Source organism: Lentzea sp. (assembly GCF_036380075.1).
Taxonomy (GTDB): Bacteria; Actinomycetota; Actinomycetes; order Mycobacteriales; family Pseudonocardiaceae; genus Lentzea.
In genome coordinates this window covers 20049-43469 of record NZ_DASVFL010000248.1, presented here as the reverse complement: position 1 = coordinate 43469, position 23421 = coordinate 20049, and the positions used below count along the sequence as shown (strand labels likewise).

At 71.6% G+C, this 23421-nt stretch carries 12 protein-coding genes; 5 read left to right on the top strand and 7 right to left on the bottom strand.

The genetic code is table 11. The features are described from left to right. The first annotated feature begins 97 nt into the window (after positions 1–97). Together VF330_RS27235 and VF330_RS27230 are read left to right on the top strand one after the other, a co-directional pair. A complete protein-coding gene (locus tag VF330_RS27235) occupies positions 98–12571 on the top strand; it encodes a hypothetical protein (protein ID WP_330854529.1) in 12474 nt (4157 codons plus the stop codon). 19 nt (positions 12572–12590) lie between these two features. After that, a complete protein-coding gene (locus VF330_RS27230) occupies positions 12591–13436 on the top strand; it encodes an XRE family transcriptional regulator (protein WP_330854528.1) in 846 nt (281 codons plus the stop codon). Here VF330_RS27230 and VF330_RS27225 read toward each other — a convergent pair whose 3' ends face one another. The 7 genes from VF330_RS27225 to VF330_RS27195 form a co-directional block, all read right to left on the bottom strand. Next, complete coding sequence (locus VF330_RS27225) at positions 13437–14645, bottom strand: MFS transporter (RefSeq protein WP_330854527.1); 1209 nt, start codon at positions 14643–14645, stop codon at positions 13437–13439. Between the two features lie 114 nt (positions 14646–14759). Further along, complete coding sequence (locus VF330_RS27220; protein WP_414675461.1) at positions 14760–15386, bottom strand: hypothetical protein; 627 nt, start codon at positions 15384–15386, stop codon at positions 14760–14762. Between the two features lie 631 nt (positions 15387–16017). After that, a complete protein-coding gene (locus VF330_RS27215; protein ID WP_330854525.1) occupies positions 16018–16473 on the bottom strand; it encodes an SRPBCC family protein in 456 nt (151 codons plus the stop codon). 34 nt (positions 16474–16507) lie between these two features. Next, a complete protein-coding gene (locus tag VF330_RS27210) occupies positions 16508–17437 on the bottom strand; it encodes a D-2-hydroxyacid dehydrogenase family protein (protein ID WP_330854524.1) in 930 nt (309 codons plus the stop codon). Positions 17438–17473: 36 nt separating this feature from the next. Next, positions 17474–18604: a lipase family protein gene (locus tag VF330_RS27205; protein WP_330854523.1), complete on the bottom strand. Its 1131-nt coding sequence runs from the start codon at positions 18602–18604 to the stop codon at positions 17474–17476. A 91-nt stretch (positions 18605–18695) separates the two neighbouring features. Continuing rightward, entirely contained in the window at positions 18696–19796 is a 1101-nt protein-coding gene (locus tag VF330_RS27200; RefSeq protein ID WP_330854522.1) for an ionic transporter y4hA, read from the bottom strand. 120 nt (positions 19797–19916) lie between these two features. Then, entirely contained in the window at positions 19917–20309 is a 393-nt protein-coding gene (locus tag VF330_RS27195; RefSeq protein WP_330854521.1) for an SSI family serine proteinase inhibitor, read from the bottom strand. Between the two features lie 232 nt (positions 20310–20541). Here VF330_RS27195 and VF330_RS27190 point away from each other — a divergent pair, with 232 nt between their 5' ends. The 3 genes from VF330_RS27190 to VF330_RS27180 all read left to right on the top strand — a co-directional run bounded on the left by VF330_RS27190 (position 20542) and on the right by VF330_RS27180 (position 23329). After that, the gene (locus VF330_RS27190; RefSeq protein ID WP_330854520.1) at positions 20542–21129 is read left to right on the top strand and encodes a D-alanyl-D-alanine carboxypeptidase family protein; all 588 of its coding nucleotides are present in this window, start codon (positions 20542–20544) and stop codon (positions 21127–21129) included. A 90-nt stretch (positions 21130–21219) separates the two neighbouring features. Then, positions 21220–21837, top strand: coding sequence for a TetR/AcrR family transcriptional regulator (locus tag VF330_RS27185; protein ID WP_330854519.1), 618 nt, complete (start codon positions 21220–21222; stop codon positions 21835–21837). 73 nt (positions 21838–21910) lie between these two features. Further along, on the top strand, positions 21911–23329 hold the full coding sequence (locus tag VF330_RS27180) for a hypothetical protein (protein WP_330854518.1): 1419 nt from the start codon (positions 21911–21913) through the stop codon (positions 23327–23329). Positions 23330–23421: the final 92 nt, after the last annotated feature.

Genomic DNA, 23421 nt, shown 5'->3' with positions numbered 1-23421 from the left:
CGTGCCCGGCGCTCCCGGCCAGCAGGCGCCGGAGGTCACGACGGTCGCCAAGACCGGTGCCGGCCTCGACAAGATCGACGGCAAGGTCAACCTGTGGGTGTCGGACTCCTCGACACTCGACAACGACCCCGGTGACGGTTTCAAGCCGGGCGACCCGAAGTCCACGCCGATCGCGGACTCCCCGACCGTCAAGGACCTGCTGAACCCGAGTCAAGCCCGGCCGAAGTCGCCGGAGTTCCTGAACGTCGAGGCGGTCGCGAACACGACGGAGCTGCGGGACCAGGCGGTCGACGCGCTCAACCGCGCGGCCAAGGGCGACTCGGCGCTCACCACGCCGGGCACCGCGTCACGCGCCCAGATCGACAAGATGTTCTCCCCGGAGAACATCAAGGCGAACCTGCAGCGGCTCATCGAGACCGGTGTGCAGGAGCAGGGCCTCAAGTACGACCGCCGCGTCACCGACCGCTCCGGCGCGATCGGCATGTCGGTGAAGCTGGGCGAGGCGAAGCTGGTGTCCATCTCGGACACCACGGGCTCCGACAACTCGGTCAGCGGCGGCTACAAGGCCGGTGAGTCGTCCACGACGAGCCGGTCGGTCGACCTCACCGCGGGCATCAACATCCCGGTGCGCCCCAACGTCACCCCGCCGCCCGCCGGCCAGCCGTCGAACCCCAGCGGGTCCGGTGGTGCCGCGGTCACCGGCAAGGTGACGCCGTGGTCGGACAGCAAGACCCAGTCGAACGAGATCGGCGGCAACGTCGACCGCGGCAGGACGACGCCGGGTGACGCCAGGACCGTGCTGGTCCAGGTCGACGCCGAGTTCACGATCGTCGGCGAGAGCCGCGCCGGGAACTTCGTGCACGGCGGCACGCCGAACGCCGAGGGCGTCACGGTCTCCATGCCGAAGTCCGTGTTCGTGCGGGTGTCGGAGGACGTCGCACGGGAGATGGGCGTCCTGCCGAAGGTCGCGCCGAACGTCCCGAAGCCCGACTTCCCGAAGATGGCGCCGCCGTCGACGGTGGCGCCGGGTGAGCCCGGCGCGCTGGGTCTGTCCAACGTGGAGAAGGTCCCCGACCTCTCGGCGGCGGTCAACGAGCTCACGACGAAGCTGTCCCAGAACACCAAGAAGTTCGGCAGCGACTCGCTGGTCCCGGACTCGGTGCTCAAGGACTCGATGAGCAACCTCCAGCGCATCGTCGACCTCAACTCGCCGTCGAGCGTGAAGGCGATGATCGACAGCGCCCTGGACGGCGGCGTGCCGCTGCTGGTGCACCAGCCCGGCACGTTCGGCAAGGACTCCTACCAGGTCACGCTGCGCGCCAAGACGGGCGAGCCGAAGTTCGACCAGGTCGTCAACGACGGCGTCGACATGAGCCACAACGACGGCGGCTCCCGCAAGGAGGGCGACGGCAAGGGCCGCGGCACGGGCTGGGGCGTCGGCCTGCGGGCACCGGGCCTGGCCTCGCCGGGCAGCGCGAACCCGAACGTCTCGGGCACCGCCGGTCTCAGCGCGGGCGCGAACGTCGGGTCCAGCACGAGCAGCTCGGTCACCACCTCGACCAGCGAGGCCTTCAGCCACAGCCGCACGGCGAGCGGACCGGCGGCGCGCTACAACGTGCCCGTCGAGTTCGAGCTCGTCGTCGAGAAGGGCACGAAGGAGGTCGCGAAGGCGACCAGCGTCGAGCAGGACATGGTCGTCCGCACGCACGCGGACAACCAGAAGGTCTCCCAGCCGACCTCCGGTCACGGGACGCAGCAGCCGTACATGTCGGCGGCGAGCAAGCGCGGCAGCGAGTTCGGCACGCCGGAGGCGACGTTCGCCTTCCAGCAGGACACCCGCGCCACGCAGCTGCCGTCCACCGCGTCGGTCGAGAACCTGCGCGGCGCCGGCGACCTGCGCGACGCCGCCGTGAAGGCGATGTCGGAGGCCGGCGCGGGCAAGGGCCTCACCGGCAAGGGCACGGGCTCGCTCAACAGCCTGTTCTCCACCCTCAGCCCGGAGAACCTCCAGCCGCACCTGCCGTCCATGCTCTCCGGCCCGCTCGACGTGCCGGGGCTCAAGGAGGCGGCGCTGACGTTCGGCCAGGACGCCGACGTCAAGGTCTACGCGAAGCTGGTGAACCCGCAGCTGGGCTCGCTCAGCGACGGCGTGAAGATCGAGACCCCGCAGACGACGAAGACCACCGACGTCTCCAGCGAGGGCAAGGTCGCCGACACCGCCGACGTGTCCGTGGGTCTCGCCCAGGGCAGCGCGGCGGTCAAGCAGGGCGCCCCGGCGGACACCGTCAACGTCGGCACCGGCGGTGTCGAGCTGCGGCACGCGAACGAGGACTCGTCCGCGGTCTCCGGCGGCCCGGCGCAGGCCGAGGGCGGCAACGTCAAGCCCGCGGACGCGTCGCGCACCGGCCTCGTGCAGTTCGACGTCGAGTACCGCGTGGTCGCGACGATCGGCGGCAAGACCGGCGTCGTCGACCTGACGGTGCCCGGCTCTGCCGGCGTGCGCATGCCCGCCGCCGAGGTCGAGACGATGCTGAACCAGCAGTTCAGCGACTCGTTGAAGGACGCCCAGACCGAGGTCAAGAAGACGGCCGACGACTGGCGCGAGGCCGAGAAGAAGGTCGACGAGGCACGGCACGAGGCGCAGGAGGCCATCAACTCCTCCGCCGCGGTGCTGGCCAGGACCGACCAGCCGCTCGGCGACGCCGCGACGGACCTGAACACGGCCATCGAGAACCACGTCAACGCCGAGGCCGAGCTCCAGGCGCGGCAGACGGCGTTCGACAACGCCGTGGCGGACGTGGCGGCCACCCGCGCGACGATCCAGGACCTGACGCCGCAGATCGCGTCGCTCAGCCAGGACGCGCTCACCGCGAACAACGCCCTGGCCGACGCCGAGATCAACGGCGCGCCGAAGCCCGAGCTGGACCGGCTGGGTCAGGAGGCCGACGCGGCGCACACCGCGCTGACCGACGCCCAGCAGCAGCTCGCGGACGCGCACGCGGACCTCGACGCGCAGCGCCAGGCCGCCATCGACGCCCGCGCGCAGCTCCAGGCGCAGCAGCAGGTCGTCACCGACGCCGACGCCGCACGCGCCACCGCCGAGGAGAAGCACAACGCGCTCGCGGACGAGCGGGCGCAGGCCGAGCAGACGATCAAGGACGCGGAGACCAAGCTCGACGACGCCCGCAAGACGGCGGACGCCGAGCAGAAGAAGTGGTGGGAGGCGAAGGCGGAGGCGGACCACCAGGTCGACGCCTACAACTCGTCCCCGCCTCCGGTGCCGCCGAAGCCGGCACCGCCGACCCCGCCCACGCCGCCGCCCGGTGACGCCACCACGCGCACCACGGCGGACGCGGACGCAAAGCCGCTGCCGCCCACGCCGCAGCAGCCGTCCGGCTCCACGCCGGAAGCGAACCAGAAGCCGCTGCCCCCGCTGCCGGCGGAGTCGTCGGTGGCGGAGAGCAGCCGCGGCGGCGTCGAGACCGGACAGCCCAAGGCGTCCGGCTCGCAGAACCCGTCCGGCTCGCAGAGCCGTCCGGCTCCCTCGGCCGTCACCCCCGGTGCGACCCCGCGGTCCACGGCGCCGACGACCGACGTCCCGTCCGCGGCCACGTCGCCGGTTCCGGGTGCGACGCCGAGCCCGAACCTGGACGACGTGGCCATCCCGAACGTGGCGGACACGTTCGTCGAGGACCTCTTCGACGAGCTGGACGCGACGGTCGAGACGGCGCCGCGCCCGCAGCAGCTGCTCGACGGCGAGTGGACTTCGCCGCAGGACGCCAGTGGTCCGCTGACGCCGCAACGGCTGCAGGACGAGTTCGGCATGCCGCGGCTCAACCAGGCGCGGTTCCAGAACCTCGCGGACCGGTTCAACCTCGTCTACGACGTGCGGCCGACCAACGCGGACTCCGTGCGGTGGCTGGAACAGGGCGCGGTCCCGAAGCCGAAGGACATCAAGGCCAAGACGATCAGCCCCCTCGACGTCCACCTGGGCGCGGACCCGAACACGATCGGGCTCGTGGGCTTCTTCGAGCCGCGGCAGCCGGACTGGGACTCGGTGCCGCCGGAGGTCCGCGACAGCGTGCGGCAGCGCTTCGAGAACCGCACCAGGGAGTTCGCCGAGCTGGGCCCCGAGATGGCGGACCTCGAGGCGCAGGGCCGGTACCGCGTCGAGAACGGCATCGTGCAGGCCGACAAGTCCGGCGAGTTCAAGCAGATCACCGGTGACCACGACGTCTACGACATCCGTCGTCCCGACGACGGCAGCTCGCTGAGCGTGGAGCAGAACGGGGACTACGACCTCAACGTGTGGCTGCTGACCCAGCGGAACATGGGCGTGCAGCACGGCGCCCACATGTACTGGGAGCCGCAGGGCGCGTTCCAGGAGAAGATCTTCAACGACATCGTGTCGCGCCACCAGCAGACGGCGCCGAACGCGGAGCCGTTGATCCGGTTCAGCCCCGGACAACCGCCGTCACTGGTCTTCGCCGACCCACCGCCCGCCACCACGGAGCCCGGGACGAGCTCGTCGCGGCCCGCTCCGGCGGACACCGACGCGCCCCGGCAGGTCAGGGGCGGTGGCGCGCCGCCCGCGATGACGCCGCCGACGCCCGAGTCGCACCGGGGCAAGGACGTCCTCACCGACGAGTCGTGGCGGCACGACCCGGCGAAGACGGCCGACTGGTTCGTCCCGGAGAAGCCGGCCGACCGTTCCTCGTGGGCGGACCGCCGCAACGACAAGGACGTGCGCACGGTCGACGTCGTCGTCCACGACGTGAAGACCGACAGCACCCCGCGCGACATCAAGTCGTACCAGGGCCTGATCGGCTACGACCTGCGCCGCATCGAGACGAGCCCCGGCAAGTTCGTGCAGGAGTACACCGTCAAGGTGCACGTCGACCCCGCCGCGAACGCCTCCCCCGAGCTCGTCGCGCAGGTCAAGGAGAACGCCCGCAACGGCGTGAACTCGTTGCTGAACCAGGGTTTCCGGCTCCCCAGCGGTGACCAGTTCCACGTCAACCTCGAGTTCACCGACAACAAGGCCGACGCGCACACCAGCGTCAGGGTCGACCCGGACCGCAAGGGCATCGACCAGACGCACTGGAACGGCGACGCCAGTCCCGAGGTGCTCGCCCACGAGACGCTGCACTACCTGGGCGTCCCCGACGAGTACAGCGACAGCTCGCGCGTGTTCCAGCAGCACGACACGAACTCCGGTGTGCACAAGGGCGACGGCGGCCTGATGGGCGCCGACATCCACCTGCCCGACCCCGGCGTGCGGCCGCGCCACCTGTGGCTCGTCGAGCGCACCGCGAACAGCCAGGTCATGGTCCCCGACACCCGGCTGGAACCGGCCGGTCCGGCCACGGTCCCGCCGCCGGCCGGGTGGACCCCGCCGGCCCCGTCGGCCGAGACCACGGCCGACACCGCCGACCAGTCCCACGACACCGCGAGGTCCGACGACACGGCGGCCGCGCAGCAGAACTCCGCGTGGACCGAGCCCGAGGTCCAGACCCGCCCGGTCCACCCGACGCCGAACCCGGTCATCCCGATGACCACCCTGGCCAACCCCCAGGTCGGCCAGGTCATGCCGGGCACGCAGGCGCTGCCGGACTTCTTCCAGGGCAACAAGGGGCTCGGCTCGATCGCCCCCAGCGACGTGCGCGGCGCCGCGAACGTCACGGCCGGCATCCCGAACCTCAAGCCCGCCGACGCCGCCCGCATCCAGCAGGCGATCAACGGCGACTTCGAGTCGTTCCTCGACAAGGGCCGCAACTTCCAGGTCAAGATCGGCAACACCTGGTACGAGGCGAACCTCCGCGCGACCATGCAGGCGCAGACCGGCGTCGACCCCGTCGCCGCGCCGACCACCAAGACGGACATGACCGCGCAGTCGGGGAACACCTCCTCGACCACGCACACCGTCGCCACCGCGAACGACGTCGGCGGCTCGGTCACGGCCAGCCAGGGTCTCGGCCCGTACGGCTCGCTCGGCGGCAAGGCACAGCTCGCCACCCCGGGGCAGTCGCAGGTGATGTCGTCGTCGCTCACCGACCAGCGGATCATCAGGGCCGGCGAGGGCACCACGACCGCCACCGTCGGGGTGACCTGGGACATCACGCTCGCCGACGCCAACGGCGGCATCCGCAACCTGCCCCCGGTCAGCGACGGCACGTCCGTCACGCTCCACGTCCCGAACGACCTGGCGACCATCACCGGCTCCGGCACCGGTATCAACGCCGACTCGGTGCCGGTCAGGAACTGGGGCGCGAAGGTCGAGCACCCCGCGCCCGAGGTCGTGACGGTCGACAACCCGGCGAAGGCGTTCAGCGACGTCTCCCGGAACCTGCACCCGTCGATCGTCAAGATCGGTTCGCCGGGCCGCGAGGCGCTGCAGAACTTCCTGAGCCCCACCGAGATCCGCAACAACCTCGGCGCGATGCTCGGCGGAGCGGCCGTGACGTCGCCGGACCTCGTCAGCCCGCACGCGAGCAAGGGCGCCGCGGTGCAGATGACGGCGAAGCTGTTCACGGCGGAGCTGGTCGGCACGCACGACAGCTCGGTGCTGCGCCTGCACGACACCGCGGCGCACAGCAGCGGTGTGTCCTCGACGACCAAGTCCGGCGGCGACCTCACCGGCGGTCTCGGGTTCAACGCGGGTCTGCCCAACGTCGTCGGCGGCCAGGTCGGCGCCACGCTCGGCTACTCGGCGCGCGTCGCCGAGAACGTCAACGCGGGCATCAACACCAGCCACAAGAGCGGCATCCAGATCAAGGGCACCACCGGCCTGTACAAGGTGCGCGCCGAGGTCGAGGTGGCCTCGCCGAGCGGTGCCCCGGTCACGATCCCCGTCACCACCTACCTGCGCCTGGGCCTGCCCGAGGCGGCGGCGCTGGGCCTGCCGACCCCGGACGGCACCAGGGGCTCGACGGTCGACGACAGCGGCAAGGGCACGAAGTTCGCGCCGCCGTACCTGGGCGACGCGCTCGCCACCGGCAACGCCAAGGTCGGCGAGTTCGAGGTCGCGGCGGAGGTCCAGGCCCAGGTCGAGGGCGCGCTGCGCGGCCTGCCCGGCTTCGACAAGTTCCTGCCGAAGTGGAACAACCCGGACGCGAACCCGCGCTCGAGCAAGGGCCAGCACTTCTCCGACGTCGCCGAGCAGCTCGCGAACCAGCGCAAGCTCGCCTCGCAGCTCTCGCCCGCGGCGCTGCGGACGAACATGGACAGCCTGATGGGACCGGGCGTCCAGGTGCAGCTCAAGCAGAGCGGCGCGACCAGCAACACCTACGTCAACGTCACCGTCAAGGCGAAGGTGACGAACACCGAGCACCTCGGCCAGGCCGACGCGCGCAACATCCGCGACGCCTCCTCGACCGGCCCGAAGCTCGACAGCTCCACGACCACCACCAAGGGCTGGAGCGCCGGCGTCGAGGGCAAGGTCTCGATCCCCGCCGAGACCAAGATCGCCAAGATGACGCCGACGCCGCAGCTCGGCGCGAAGTACAACCACTCGTGGTCGGACAAGACCGCGGCCGGCCCGACGGTCAACAGCACCTCGCTCAACATCGGCAGCCCCGACGCCCAGGTGTTCCGCGGCGACGTGGAGTTCGAGGTCGAGATCACCACGTTCACCCGGCCCCGCGCCTGGGTGCGCCGCGTGACGCCCGGCCTGCCCGGCCACCACGTCCCCGAGCAGCACACCGTGGCCAAGACCGGCGACGGCGGTCTCGCGCCCATCAGGGGCGGCGTCAACCTGTGGGTGTCCGACAGCTCCACCCTGGACAACGACCCCGGCAAGGGCTTCGAGCCCGGCGACCCGGACGTGGCGGAGCTGGACAACTCGCCGACCGTCCACGAGCTGCTGACCACGCCCACCGCGACGAAGGCGCCGGAGTTCCTGCACGTGGAGGCCGTCGCGAACACGACGGCGCTGCGCGACCAGGCCATCGACGCGCTCAACCGCGCGGCGGGCGGCGACTCGGCGCTCACGGTGCCGGGCACCGCGTCGCGGGCGCAGATCGACAAGATGTTCTCCCCGGAGAACATCAAGGCGAACCTGCGCACGCTGACCGAGACCGGCATCGCCGAGCAGGGCCTCAAGTACGACCGGCGGGTCACCGACCGCTCCGGCGCGATCGGCGTGAAGTTCGGGCTGAGCAACCCGAAGATCGTGTCGATCTCGGACACCACCGGGACCGAGAACGCCACCACCGGCGGCTACAAGGCGGGCTCGTCGTCGTCGACGAACCGGTCGGTCGACGTCACCGGTGGCGTGAACCTGCCGATCAAGCCGAACAACGCTCCCCCGCCCGCCGGTGAGCCCACGCCCGCCAGCGGTGCCGGTGGTGTCGCGGTGGCGGGCAAGTACACGCCGTGGGCGGACTCGAAGACGTCGTCGAAGGAGATCGCCGGCAGCCACGACCGCAACCGCGTGACCCCGTCGGGTGCCCGCACCGTGCTGGTGCAGCTCGACGCGGACGTCACCGTGGTCGGCGAGAGCCGCTCCGGCAACTTCGTCTACGGCGGCACGCCGCGCGCCCAGGGCGCGTCGGTGTCGCTGCCCAACTCGGTGTTCGTCCGCGTGACCGAGGACGTCGCACGGGACATGGGTCTGCTGCCCGACGTCAAGCCGGACGTGCCCAAGCCGGCGCTGCCGTCGATGGCGCCGCCCGCGACGGTGGCCGACGGCGAGCCGGGCGCGCTCGGCCTGTCCACGGTCGAGAGCGTGCCGGACCTGTCCGGTGTGGTCACCGACCTGGCGCAGCGGGTCAACGCCGCCACGACGAAGCGCTTCGGCGGAACGCTGCTGCCCGACTCGGTCCTCAAGGACTCGATGAGCAACATGCAGCGCCTGGTCGACTTCAGCTCCCCCGCGAGCGTGAAGGCGATGGTCGACAGCGCCCTGGACGGCGGCGTGCCGCTGCTGGTGCACCAGCCCGGCACGTTCGGCAAGGACTCCTACCAGGTCACGCTGCGCGCCAAGACGGGCGACCCGAAGTTCCAGGACGTCGTGAACGACGGCGTCGAGATGGAGTCGACGATCGCCGGGTCGACCAAGGCCGGCGAGGGCCAGGGCCGCGGCACCGGCTGGGGCCTCGGCCTCAAGGCGCCGGGCATGGCCGCGCCGGGCAGCGCGAACCCGAACGTGTCCGGCACGGCGGGTGTCGTCGCGGCCGCGAACATCGGCGGGTCCAAGAGCACCTCGGTGACGACCACGACGACCGACCAGTTCGGCCACCTGCGGGCCGCGAGCGGACCGGCGGCGCGCTACGCCGTGCCGATCGAGTTCGAGCTCGTGGTCGAGAAGGGGAACAAGGAGATCGGCAGGGCCACCAGCGGCCTGCAGGAGATGACGGTCCGCCTGCACGCGGACAACCAGAAGATCTCCGAGCCGACCACCAGCCGCGGCACCCCGCAGCCGTACATGTCCGCGGCGAGCAAGCTGCCCGGCCGGTTCGGCACCGCGGAGGCGACCGCCGAGTTCCAGCAGGACCCCCGTGCCACGCAGCTCCCGCCGCACGCGTCGGTGGAGAACTTCCGCGGCGCGAAGGACCTGCGCGACGCCGCGGTGAAGGCGTTGACCGACGCCGGGGCGGGCAAGGGCCTCACCGGCAAGGGCACGGGCTCGCTCAACAGCCTGCTGTCGACGCTGAGCCCGGAGACCCTCCAGCCGCACCTGCCGTCCATGCTCTCCGGCCCGCTCGACGTGCCGGGGCTCAAGGAGGCGGCCCTGACGTTCGGCCAGGACGCCGAGGTCAAGGTCTACGCGCGGCTCGTCGACCCCGAGCTCGGGTCGCTGAGCGACGGTGTCGCCCTGGAGAACCCGAAGTCGCAGGTCACGGCGACCAGCACGGACGCGAAGGTCTCCGAGACCGGTGACGTGTCCGTGGGTCTCGCGGCCGGCAGCGCGGCGGTCAAGCAGGGCACCGACCCGAAGGACACCGCCAACTTCCTGCCGAGCGGTGTGGAGCTGCGGCACGCGGGCGAGGACTCGTCCGCGGTGTCCGGCGGGCCCACCGACAACAAGGTGAACAACACCAAGCCGAAGGTGCGGACCGGTCTGGTCCAGTTCGGCGTGGAGTACCGCGTGGTCGCGACGGTCGGCGGCAAGACCTCCGTGGTCGACCTGTCGGTGCCGGGCTCCGCCGGGGTCCGCATGCCGGCGACCGACGCGCAGACGCTGCTGGGCAAGGACTTCGGCACGGACCTGGACGCCGCCCAGACCGACCTGAAGAAGGCGGCGGACGACTGGCGCACCGCCGAGGTCACCGTCGACGGCCGGCGGCACGACGCGCAGAAGGTGATCAACTCCGCCGCCGCGTCGCTCGCGAAGAACGACGCGGAGCTCAGGCCGCTCCAGGAGCGCCACGAGCAGGCCGCCGGGACGCACCGGACCGAGCAGGCGAAGCTGCCGGAGCTGGAGACGCGGGCCGACACCGCCGCACGGGAGGCCGCGGAGACCCAGAACGCGGTGAACTCCCTGGACTCCCGCATCGACGGCCTCAGCTCCAACGCGGTGGCGGCTCAGCTCGCACTGGACGAGACCAGGGCCAACGGCGGCGACGCCGACACCGTGCGGGCCGCCCAGATCGAGGCCGACGCCGCCAGGAACGCCCTCCACCGGACGCAGCAGCAGCTGCGCGACGCCAGGGAGCAGCTGAGGGTCGACACCGAGGCGGCTCAGGCGAGGCAGGCGGAGCTGGAGGCGCAGCAGCGGGTCGTCGCCGAGGCCGACACCGCCCGCGCCGAGGCGGAGACCGCGCACAACGAGAAGATCGCGCGGAACGCCGAGGACCGTGCCGCCCAGCAGGCGCTCGTCGAGGACGCGGAGACGCAGCTCGACGACGCCCGCCGCGCCGCCGACGGCAAGCAGAAGGACTGGTGGGACCAGAAGTCCGTCGTCGACCGGCAGATCACCGACTACAACAACACGCCGGCGCCGTCCACCACCACCGACACCACGTCGTCCTCCAGCAGCGACACGGACAGCGGGCACGACGCCCCGCCCAGCGGGGACGTCGACCGTGGTGAGGGCCCGTCGACCCGTCCGGCGCCGGCGAACCCCTCGGACACCGGCGGCGACACGTCCAGGTCGGGTGACTCGACCCAGGACGCCGACAACCACTCACCGGCACCGGTGCCGGACGTGGTGGTCCGCAGCCACCTCCAGGCACTGGCCGCGGACGCGATGCAGAACGCTCCCCAGCTCGCCAGGAACGTGGAGGCCGAGCTGATCAGGCCCGGCGCGTACCTGGACCACCGAGCGGGCCGGGAGCTGCTGCAGCTGTCGGTCATGCTCGACACCAGGACCGACGAGGTCGCCGCGCTGATCGAGCGGCACGGCGTCCAGGCGGTCGCGGACGCGCTCAACGCCCAGTTCTCCCGGCCCGTCATCGAGCGCGAGCAGTTCGCCGCGTTCGGCGACTTCACCACGCCGGAGCACCGGGCCGCGTTCGACGACTGGGCGCACCGCATGTGGGCGACGATCGGCAGCACGCCGACGTTCGCGAACAACCCGGCCCTGCTGACGGACAAGGTCTTCGACCACGAGAAGGGCTACAACCGCGCCACGAACTTCGCCCAGGACCAGGCACGCCTGGACATGATCGGCGCCCCGCCGCTGGAAGAGACGATCGCCGACAACCCCCTGACGGGGTCCGACGTGGCGAGCCAGGCCGAGTGGACGCTCCGGATGCTGACCACCTCCGAGGTTCTCCCGGAGAACACCGTGGTCAGCGCGGAGGAGTTCACCAGGGCCGCGGCGGACAACAGGGCGGCGCTGCAGACCGGGCTGGGCGTCGAGCTCACCGACGCGAAGATCGCCGAGCTCAAGGCGGCGCTGCAGGCCCTGTACGTCGTCGACGACGACGTGACGCCACCGGCCAGCCCCGTGGAGACGGCCGCGCCCGCGACGCCGTGGGTGACGGGGGCGACGACCGAGGTCACGACCCCGCAGCAGGTCACCGCCCCGTCGACGGGCACGTGGGTCCGGCCGAACGCGGAGCCCCAGGCCCGTCCCCAGCCGGCCGAGACCCCCGGGGCCGGTTCGTCCACCGGGCCGGGCACGCTGCGGGGCGACCAGACCGACGCCGTCCAGGCGCAGCTGCGGTACCTGCACGAGCAGGTGCTGGGCGGTCCGACCCCGCCGCCGGTCACCCCGAACGGCCTCTACACGGCCATCGGACAGGCCACGGGTCTCGACCCGGACGGGCTGCGCCGGCAGGTGGTGACCCTCGCGGCGACCCACCGGGCGGTGACGAGGGAGGTCGCCGACTGGACCGCCGACCGGCCGATGCACCCGAACCACCTGGGCGGCGCGCTGGTGGAGAGCCACAACTGGCACCTGCAGACCGAGGCCGAGAACACCGGCGCAGGCAACGCGCGTGACCTGGTGGCGCACCTGATCGCGACGCAGCTCAGCGTCAACGTCCGGATCCACCCGCCGTCGGGTCAGCCGGTGCTGGTGCGGCCGATGGGCCCGCCGTTCGAGGAGACCGTCGACATCGACATGGTGATCGCCGGCCGCCAGGTGACCTACCGGCCGCACCAGCCACTTCAGCAGGACCAGTGAATGGATTAGCGTGACCTGCGTGGACGAGTTCGCGGAGGCGCTCCGGACGGCGATCACGAACCGTGGTCTCGGTCTGGAGCGCCTGCGCGAGCACCTGTCGCAGAACGGCGTGTCGGTGTCGCTCGCGACGCTGAGCTACTGGCAGACGGGCCGCAGCCGGCCGGAGCGCACGAAGTCGCTGCAGGCCGTCGTGCACCTGGAGCACATCCTGAAGGTGCCGCCGGGGCACCTGTCCGAGCTGCTCGGACCGCCCCGGTCACGGGGCAGGCGGCTGCGCAGGGCCCCGGCGCCGCTGTCGTCGTTCTGGCCGTCCCCCAGGCCCGTCGAGCACGCGTTGCACGACCTCGACACGCAGTGGGACGACCAGCTCGTGCGGGTCAGCCAGCAGGACTTCGTGACGGTCGGCGCGGACCGCACCGAGCGGGGCTTCCGGTCGCGGCAGGTGCTGTCGGCGTCGATGAACGGTCCCGACCGCTGGGTCGTGATCATGCACGTCGACGAGCGCGACCGGCCGCTCCCCCAGGTCAGGGCGTTGAAGAACTGCATGGTCGGCCGGGTGGTGACGGACGAGCCGGAGGGGCTGCTGGTCGCGGAGCTGGTGTTCGAGCGGCCGCTGCTGCACGGCGAGAGCGTCGTGATCGAGCACGAGCTCGTGAACCAGGCACCGGGTCCGCTCGCGACGAGCTACGAGCGCAAGTTCCGCCTGCCGGCGCGGGAGTACGTGCTGGAGGTGACGTTCGAGGGCGACGTGCCCGCGTCCGTCCTCCAGCTCGCCGACGGCTCCGCGGTCGACCCCGGCCGCACGTTGCTGGACGTGGCGCTGGACGTGCAGCCGGGCGTGCGCGGCTTCCGCTGGACCTGGTAGCTACCTCGTGCTGAACCGCCGCGACGACGGGACGAGCGCGGCCGCGGCGGGCACCGCGAAGCAGATCACCGCGCAGGCGCCGAGCACCGCGCTGACGCCGAACGCCTCGATCGCCGGCGCGATGAACGCCAGCCCGACCGGCGCCAGGCCGTAGGACAGCAGGAAGTCGAGCGAGGACACGCGGGCGAGCTTGGACGGCTCGACCTCGCGCTGCACGGCGGTGAACCACGGGACGTTGAACAGCTCGATGCCGATCCCCGTGACGGCATAGGCGGCGACCACCGCGACCGGGTGCACCGGCACCAGCAGGACGAGCGGGATGAGCCCGTACAGGGCGAGCCCGGCGAGCGCGACCCAGCCCGCCGCCTTCGGCCGCCAGCGGGCGATCAGCACCGCCCCGGCCAGCGCGCCGATCGTGTAGGCGGTCGTGGCGGCGGCCAGCACGGCCTCGGTGCCGTAGCGGTCCCTGCTCACCAGCGGCAGCACGACAGCCGTGGCGGAGTAGCCCGTGGCGATGACGGCGGTCAGCGCGCCGAGCCCGGCCAGCAGCCACGGGTGGCGGCGTGCCTCCCGGATGCCGTCGAGGAAGTCCGTCGCGAAGCTCGCGCGGGTGGCGGTGGCGGGTCCTCGCCTGCCCTGGCCCCTGGGCGGGACGAGCGCGGCGACCAGCCAGACGACGGCCGTGGCCGCCAGCAGACCGCGTGCGTTGACCAGCAGAGCCGCGAGCGCGGTCAGGCTCGGTGCCACGAGCGTCGTCACCCTGACCGCCAGCGTGGTGGCCGCGTTGGCCTGCTGCCGTCCCTGCTCCGGCACCACCTCGGCCACCATCGCCTGGAACGCCGGCCGGCAGGCACCCTGGCCCGCGCCGACGACCGTCGCGGCGACGGCCATGAGCAGCGGGGATTTCCCCATGCCGAGCGCGATCACCGGTGTCAGGAGCGCCGCCGTCAGGCAGGACCAGAAGACCACGACCCGGCGGGGGTGGCGGTCGGCCAGCACTCCCGCGACCGGGACCGCGGCCAGGAACCCGACGGTTCGCGCGGCCAGGACGACACCCAGGTCCACGGCGGTGATCGAGCGCTCCAGCACCGCCAGTCCCAGCACGAACGGCATCGCCCACATCGCCAGGCCCGACGCTGTCGTCCCTGTCCACAGCCGCAGGAACGCCGTGTTCCGGAAGACGGACGTCGGTGCCTCTTGCTCGGTCACGGGCTCACTCCGGGGTCGGGGGCCCTGCCAAGATCCCACCTGGCCCCGCACAGCACAACGGACGGCCACTCCCCCGCGTCTCGCCGGGAGTGGCCGTCCGTTGTGGACGGTCGATCAGCCGATCTTCTCGATGCGCGCCCGGCGGATCAGGAACTTGCCGGGCTCGCGGACCTGCTCGAACGCCGCGTTGTTCAGCAGCGCGCAGCTGCCGGACACCGACGCCACCTTCACGGTGGTGGACTTGTTGTTGTCCAGGTTCGTGACCTTCAGCGTGGTGCCGACCGGGAACGTGCCGCTCGACGCGGCGGGCGCGCCGCCCTCACCGGACAGCGTGACGGTCGAGCCGACGCAGACCTGCTGACCGGTGGCGCCGCCCTGGTCCGGCGCGGGCTGCTGGGCAGTGGGCTGCTGCGCGGTGGGCTGGGCCGTCGCCTGGTTGCCGTTGCCCTGGTTGCCGTTGCCCTGGTTCTGGCCCTGGCCGGCGTTGGCCGCGCCGCCGTCACCCGCGCAGCCCGCCGCCTTGCGCCGCTGCTGGATGAGGTCGACCACGGCCTGGCGGTTCGCGATGCGGGCCTCGGACTGGGAGTCCGGGTTCGCCTTCTGGCCCGCGATGAACGTCAGGTTGTTCTGCAACGCCTTGTCCAGGCCGCCGCAGTCCTCGCCCGACGTCGCCGCCTGGCCCTTCTCCGGCTGCGCCTGGACGTTGCCACCGCATCCCGCCGCCGCGCGCCGCTGGTTGATGAGGTTCACCACCGCCTGCCGGTTGGCGATGCGCGCGTCGGACTGGGCGTCCGGGTTGGCCTGCTGGCCCGCGATGAACGTGAGGTTGTTCTGCAGGGCGGTGTCCAGGCCGCCGCAGTCCTCCGCCGCGTTCGAGTTCGTGCTGCTGAAGGCGAAGATGCCGCCGGCGACAGCAGCGACCGCGAGCATGGCGCCCGCGCCGATCATGACGGGCTTGCGGTGTCGAGCGCCCATTCTGTGTCTCCTCGGGGTGGTCCGTTCGGTGTGTACCGATGACTACGGGGAGGTCACGGAGAGGGTTCAGGGTGGACTCGAAAGTTCCTGCTTTTAAATTGGTTTAAGGTTCTGGGGCCGGCGGTTCCCGGCGAGTTCCAGCGTGGTCCTGTTGGGTGGTTGCGTGCCTGTTCCAGCGTGGGCGTGCACCCCCGGACGAAAGAGCGGGGTTCATCGCCGCTTCACAACCGGCCGAGCCCGAAAGGGGTAGCACCTCGCACTCGAAGTCAAGCCTCAATCGCACAAGAACGGGTGGGTTCACCGGCTCTAATCGGCGCACGGAAAAGACTGCTCGCCTTCGGCATCGCTTGAAGTGCCGGGGCGACAGCATTTGCGGAAATGCAGATTGCGCAGGTGGTCAGGCGGACTCGGCGACGCTCTTCAGGCGCTCGAGCGTGGCCTCGATGTTGCGCTGGTTGGTCACCGCGCGGTTCGAGACGCCGGTCGCCAGCACCGTGAGAGGTTTGTACCAAGCGGGCCTGCGGTCCCAGGTCGACTCGGTGACCCGGCAGCCCGTGCCGGTCGGTTCGATGTCGTACTGCCAGCGCGACACGGCCAGGCCGAGTGACTTCACCTCGAAGGCGAACCGCGTGGCATCGCAGTCGGTGACGGTCGCGGTGGTCGGCCACACGCGCCAGCCGCGTTTGTTGACGCCGCGGAACCGGGCGCCGATGCGCGGGCCGGCGGCGTTCAGCCACTTGCCGCCCGCGTACTCCTCGGCGACCCCGCTGAGGCCGCGCAGGTCGCTGACCAGCTCGAACACCCGTTGCGGGGTGGCGGCGACGTCGATGTGCGCGGAGGCGTCGGGTGTCATGCCGGCGAACTTACTACCGGTAGGTAATGAGTGGCTAGAGCTGCCGGATCGGTTCACCCGCGACGAACGCGTGGATGTCCTCGACGGCCTCGCGGAAGTACGTGCGGTAGTTCGCCTGCGTGACGTACCCGACGTGCGGTGTCGCGAGGACGTTCGGCAGTGTCCTCAGCTCGTCGGTCAGCGGCAGGGGCTCCACGTCGAACACGTCGAGGCCCGCGCCCGCGATCCGCCGCTCCCGCAACGCTTTCAGGAGTGCGGCGGAGTCGACGATGCCGGAGCGCGAGGTGTTGACCAGGAACGACGACGGCTTGAGGCAGGCCAGCGCCGCCGCGTCGACCAGGCCGCGGGTGCGGTCGCTCAGCACGAGGTGGATGGACGCGAAGTCGCTCTGCCCCAACAGGTCATGCAGGCTCGACGCCAGGCGCACGCCCTCCGGTTCGACCCGGTCCTGCGTCAGGTTCGGGCTCCAGGCGACGACGTCCATGCCGAACGCCGTGCCGATGCGGGCTACCGCGGTCCCCAGCTTGCCGAAGCCGAGCAGGCCCAGGGTGGCGCCGGCCAGGTCGACGCCGACGGTGCTCTGCCACGGGCCGCCCGCGTGGAAGGCCGCGTTCTCCACGGCCACGTGGCGGGCGAGGCCGAGGACCAGCGCCCAGGTGAGTTCGGTCGGCGGGGTTTTCTCGCTGCCGGTGCCGCAGACCGTGACGCCGTGGTCGCGGGCGGCGGGGAGGTCGATCGAGGCGTTGCGCATGCCGCTGGTGACGAGCAGTTTCAGGTGCGGTAGCCGGGCGAAGAGCGAGGCGGGGAACGGGGTTCGTTCGCGCATGACCACGACGCACTCGGCGTCCGCCAGTGCCGGGACCGGGTCGGCGAGGTGCTCGCGCACCACGGTCACGTCGAGACCCGACCAGTCGGCGTTCGCGAGGGCCACGCCCTGGTAGTCGTCCAGCACCACACACCTCATGGGCCGATCATGTCAGAGCGGCCGCTCCCCGCCGGGTCAGCAGTTCGGGCGGGTCGCCCTGCCCGCGAACCGGTCGCCGAGCCAGGTGAGCGCGGTCGAGCCCCACGCGCTGACGGCGGTGACGTGCCCGAGCAGCGGCAGCGGTGTCCACTGCACGTCGGCGCCGAGCGCGCACCACTGCGAGCGCAGCTTCTGCCCGACGCCGAACGGGATCAGCTCGTCCAGCGTGCCGTGGTAGAGGTAGACGGGCGCGGCGGGCCTCACCGAGCCGAGCGCGTTCTCCGCCAACCTCTTCTGCCACAACGGGTCCTGGATGACGTCCGGCCGGGTGGCCAGCGAGTTCAGCCGCGTGAACGGTGCCACCAGGGCGATCTCGGCGACGCAGGAGTCGCGGATCCGGTCGACGACTTGCCGGCCGCGGGAGTTGAGGACCGAGGACAGCGGCAGTTCCGGATAGGCCGTGGCGTAGCCCGCGGCGGCAGCGAACACCAGTCCCGAACCGGCGCCGCCGTCGTTGGACTTCGCCACCGCGTTCAGGTCGGCCGGCACTCCGCCCGCGGCGACGCCGACCACGTTCAGCGAAGGCGCGTAGGACCGCCACTGCTCGGCGGCGGACGACGCGGCCTGACCGCCCTGGGAGTAGCCGAACACACCGACGGGCGCGTCCGCGGACAGGCCCGGGACCGAGACGGCGGCACGGGCGACGTCGAGCAGGGCGCGTCCCTCCGAACGGGACACCGCGTACGTGTGGTCCCCTGGCGTACCAAGGCCTTCGTAGTCCGTGACGGCCACGGCCCAGCCCTGGAACATCGCCTGCGCGAGGAACGCGATCTCGACTTCGGTGCCGTTCTGCAGCTGCTGTGAGGGCGCGCAGCGGTCGGCCATGCCCTGCGTTCCCATCGCGTAGGCGACGATCGGGCGCGGGCCGTCGGTCCACGGCAGTGGCGAGACCAGCACCATGCCGGACACGACGTTGCCCTCGCCCGTCGCGGACGTCGAGCGGTAGCGGATGTAGTAGGCCTTCACCGGCGCGGGCAGCAGCCGCAGCGGCTCCGGGTGCCACGCCACCTCCCTGCTGCTGACGAGCTCACCCGGTGCGGCGGCGTGCGCGGGTGTGACCAGCGAGAACAGCAGCAGAACGGCGGCGAGCACGGCGCGGAGCGGCATCGGTGGGACCCCTTTGTGGTAACCGGCGTTACCGCAACTTAGGGCTGAACGTCGCAACGGGGCAATACGACGTTCGGGTCGACGCCGTGCTCTACGGGTTGACGGCCAGGAACAGGAACGCCGCCAGCAGGACCAGGTGCACGCCGCCCTGGAGGCGGGTCGCGCGGCCCGGCACGACCGTCAGGACGCTGACCAGGACCGTGAGCAGCAGCAGGATCATCTGCGTCGAGCCGAGGCCGAGCATCAGCGGGCCGTCCAGCCAGATCGTCGCGAGGGCGATCGTCGGGATCGTGAGGCCGATGCTCGCGATCGCCGAGCCGTAGCCGAGGTTGATGCTCGTCTGGATGCGGTCGCGCAACGCCGCCCGCGCCGCGGCGATGGTCTCGGGCAGCAGCACCAGCAGGGCGATGACGACACCGACGAACGACTGGGGGAAGCCGGCCGCGCGCACGCCCGCCTCGATCGCGGGCGACTCGATCTTCGCGAGGCCGACCACCGCGACCAGCGCGACGACCAGGAAGCCGAGCGAGGCGAGCGCGGCCTTGCCGGTCGGCGCCTCGGCGTGCTCGTCGGCCTCGATGACGCCGTCCTCGTCGACCGGGAGGAAGAAGTCGCGGTGCCGGACGGTCTGCGTGAACACGAACATCGCGTACAGGGCCAGGGAGGCGAGCGCGGCGAACACGAGCTGCGGGCCGGAGAACTCGGGACCGGGCGTGGACGTGGTGAACGTCGGCAGCACCAGCGTGAGGGTGGCGAGCGTGATCACGGTGGCGAGCGCGCCGCCGCTGCCCTCGGCGTTGAAGAGGGTCGTGCCGTGCTTGAGCGCGCCCAGCAGCAGCGCGATGCCGACGATGCCGTTCGTGGTGATCATGACCGCCGCGAACACCGTGTCCCGCGCCAGCGAGGACGCGTCGGGGCCGCCGGACACCATCAGCGTGACGATCAGGGCCACCTCGATGACCGTCACCGCGACGGCGAGGACCAGCGACCCGAACGGCTCCCCCACCCGCAACGCCACCACCTCGGCGTGGTGCACGGCGGCGAGCACGGTCGCGGCGAGCACCAGGGCGACCAGCGCGACGAGCACGCCACCGAGGTCACGTCCCCAGGTCAGGGCGAGCAGGAGCACGCCGAGCACGGGGGCGATGGTCGTCCAGGAGAGCAGGGGGAAGCGGGAGGTGGTGGCGGCCATGATCCAACCTTCGCACACCGGAAGGCCCATCCGCCATTCGGCGCAGCACACGTCCGCGGCGCAAAAGAATGTGGGGCGGGGCGCCCCTGCCGCGCCCCGCCCCACATTGATGGCCGGTGCCTAGAAATCGAACAAGGCACCGGTGTGCGCCAGCATGACGCACGAGTTCGGGTAGGTGTGCACCTCGTTCACGGGCTCACCGCGCCAAAAGCCGAACAGCGAGACCTCGACGGGCGCGTAGAGGAAAGTGCACGCCCTGTCGTCGGACGTCATCGCCCCGAGGTCGGTCCCGGTGGCGGCCAGCGTCGCGCAGGCGAGGGCCCCGCGCGGATGATGGTCACCTCGTCCGCAGGTCAGGACGGTCGCCCGGAAGGCGCCGCCCTCGACGTCGGAGTACCGGACCGAGAGCACGAGCGCGGTCGCCCGGTGGGGTGCCGGGGCGGCCTGCGCGGTGCCGGCGAAGGCGAGAAGGGAGACGAGCACAGCGGCGAAAGCGGTAATGCGGCCGGACATGAAAGCGGTCCTCCTGAGACCTCACAAAAGCGGGCCGGTTCTCGGCCGACGCAGATGTTGCCAGCACGTTTCACGGCGGCGAAAGGGGCCAGAATTCGTTCACCGATCACAATTCCCGCGCCCACTGGGCCGAATGGATGTGGTGCGTGACACGTTCGCCGGGACACAGCTGCAGACGGACTGTTACGGGTTGCTGACAGAGCCCTCCGCTCCAACCCGTATTATCCGATTCATGTCCAAGACCTCCAGACGCGTCGTGCTGGGCGTGCTCGTGATCGTCGCACTCGTGGTTTCCGCCGGCGGTGCGCTGGGATACCTGGGCAGATTGACGCTCGTGTTCGACCGTCATCCGGGAAAGGCGCTCGCCATCCTCGCGGAAGTGCCGGGACCGCCGAACGGACCGCCGTGCCCGATCGACGCGCGGTACTTCGACGAAAAGCCCGAGGGCCTGGCGCCCGAGGTTCTCAAGGCGTGGCTGGCGCTGCGCGCGAAGGCCTCTGAGCAGGGCGTTCAGCTCTGCCTGAACGACGGCAAGCGCAGCCGCCAGCAACAGCAGAAGGAGTTCGACGAGGCGGTGAAGAAGTTCGGCACCGAAGAACTCGCCTCGCGCTACGTGCTGAACCCGCCGGACCGTTCGATGCACGTTCTCGGAATCGCCGTCGACATCCAGCCGATCGAATCGGCTGTATGGGTCGAGAAAAACGGCAGCACCCTCGGCTGGTGCCGCCGTTACGAAAACGAGCAGTGGCATTTCGAGTTCAACACCCGCTACTCCACGAGCGGCTGCCCCGCACTCGAGCCGAGTGCGACCGGCAGCTGAAGGCCCGCGCACAGGTCTAGACGCCCGGAGTGCGCGGCAGGTTGCACGCACGTAATCTGGCAATCCCAGTTACCAGATGGGGGTACGCGGGTGGCACGGGCCTACGCCGGCATCTCACCGGAGCAGCGCAGGGCGGACCGCCGCGCCCGGCTGCTGGAAGCGGGCCTGGCGCTGTTCACGTCGACCGGCTTCACCGCCACCCGGATCTCGGAGCTGTGCACGACGGCCGGTGTCTCCACGCGCAACTTCTACGAGGAGTTCGCCTCGAAGGAGGAGCTGCTCCGCTCGCTGCACGACCTGGTCAACGCGACGGCGTTCGCCGAGGTCCGCACGGCGCTCGCCGCGCTGGACGCGTCGGACCTGGACGCGCGCGTCACGACCCTGCTGGACGTGTTCGTGTCGAGCGTCGTCGCCGACCCGCGGGCGGCGCGGCTCGCCTACGTCGAGGCCGTCGGGGTGACCGCGGAGATCGAGCGGCAGCACGTGCGGTGGGTGAGCACGTGGGCGTCGTTCATCGAGTCGGAGGCTCGGCGGGCGGCGGAGGCCGGGACTGCGCCCGCGCGGTCGTACCGGCTGACGGCGATCGCGCTGGTGGGGGCGATCACCGGGTTGCTGCGGGAGTGGCAGGCGCACGAGCCGCCGCTCGCGGTGGAGGAGATCGCGGCGGAGATCCGGGAGCTGGTGCTCGCGGCGATCACGCGCCGGTAGGGCGCTGGTCGCTTCGGGCGATCCCGCCGCGAACCGCCTCCCCCGTCGCCCCGGCCGTGATCAGCTACCGCCCGTGCGAACACTGACCAGGGTCGTCACGGCGGCAGCGGCTGTCGTCGCCTACGCGGCGTTGATGCTGGCCATCACGGCCGGCCAGGACCTGCGCGCGAGCGTCGGCTTCGGCGACGCCCCCGAGCGGTACGCCGCCTACCTCGCCGCACTGGACCGCCGGGACCTCGCCGCGGTGCGGGAGATCGATGCCTGGTTCGACGAGCACCGATCGGACGAGAGCACGGTCCGGGCGTCGTTCTCCCTCGCCACCGGGTCGGCCGAGGACGGCGACTTCGACCTCGCCCGCCGGTTCGTGGACGACGTGCCCCGCCGGCTCACCGAGGACCAAGACGCGCTCGACGCCGAGACCGCGCGGACCTGGGAGCTGGCCTGGCCGTGGCTGGTGGCGGCCGCACTCCTGGTGGTGGCGGCGGGCGTGCTCCTGCACCGCAGGCGGGCCGCGAACGCCGAGGTCGTCGCGCTGGTCAACCGGTTCGTGCCGAAGCGGCCGGCGTGGCGGCGGCCGGTGTTCACGGTGGTCAGCGGTGCCGGGTACGTGGTGATGGTCGCGGGCTTCCTGAGCGTCGTGGCGGCCACCCGAGCGCAGCACATCCCCTGGGGCGTCAGGGGTCTCATGGTCGTGGGCGGGTTCGCCGGGTTGGCGGTCGCGTTCTTCGTCCTGCGGTACTCGCGGCCGCGCTCGGCGCGGAGCGCGGCGCAGGCGGTCAGCTCCGACTTCCGCGAACCCGTGCTGTACCTGCGGGGTTTCGAGGACGACCGGACCGCCGCGGTGGTGGACGACCTCCCCGGCGCGCTGTCGTCCGGGTTGCTCCCGATCCACTCGCGGGAGGAGCAGCTGGTCGGCGCGCTCGGGGCGTTCGGGCCGGTGGTGGCGGTGGGCCGGCCGCAGGAGCGGCTGCCGCACCTGGGGGCCGCGCGGTTCTACCTGCCGGGCGACGACTGGCAGGACGGCGTGCTCGCGTTGATGGACCTGGCCCAGTTGATCGTCATCAGGCTCGGCGAGGGCGAGGGGTTGTGGTGGGAGGTCGAACAGGCCCGCGCGAACCAGCCCCCGGCCAAGCTGGTGCTGCTGGTGCCGGGAGGGCACGACGTCGACCGGCTCGACGCCCTCCTGCCCGCGCCGACCGGGCTGCAGGGCGGCACCGCCGGGAAGTGGACGGCGGCGGTCGTGGTGTTCGACGACGACTGGCGCCCGCGCGTGCGGGAGGTGGGACCGTTCCCCGGCGAGAAGAACCGGTACGGCTCACCGGTCTTCTACGTGGCACGCGCCATCCAGGCGGCGCTCACGGAGACCGGGCTGCACAGGCGGGCGCTGGGGGTTCGCAGCAACCGCGCGATGCTCGCGGTGTTCGGCAAGGTGGCGCTGATGGTCCCGGCGCTGTTCCTGGTCGTGCACCTGTGGCGGCTGGTCTGGCCTTAGGCCTGTGTCGAAGTCCCGTTCGATGATAGCCGCGCCTGAGGTGGTTCCTGGCGGTGCGGCCGGACGACCCGCGTACCGGTGTTGTACGTGGG

Excerpts from the sequence above, each read along its gene's own strand:
- VF330_RS27215 (WP_330854525.1), bottom strand. The coding sequence starts at position 16,473 with ATGACACCCGACGCCTCCGCGCACATCGACGTCGCCGCCACCCCGCAA.
- VF330_RS27190 (WP_330854520.1), top strand. The coding sequence starts at position 20,542 with ATGTCCAAGACCTCCAGACGCGTCGTGCTGGGCGTGCTCGTGATCGTC.
- VF330_RS27205 (WP_330854523.1), bottom strand. The coding sequence starts at position 18,604 with ATGCCGCTCCGCGCCGTGCTCGCCGCCGTTCTGCTGCTGTTCTCGCTG.
- VF330_RS27210 (WP_330854524.1), bottom strand. The coding sequence starts at position 17,437 with ATGAGGTGTGTGGTGCTGGACGACTACCAGGGCGTGGCCCTCGCGAAC.
- VF330_RS27200 (WP_330854522.1), bottom strand. The coding sequence starts at position 19,796 with ATGGCCGCCACCACCTCCCGCTTCCCCCTGCTCTCCTGGACGACCATC.
- VF330_RS27195 (WP_330854521.1), bottom strand. The coding sequence starts at position 20,309 with ATGTCCGGCCGCATTACCGCTTTCGCCGCTGTGCTCGTCTCCCTTCTC.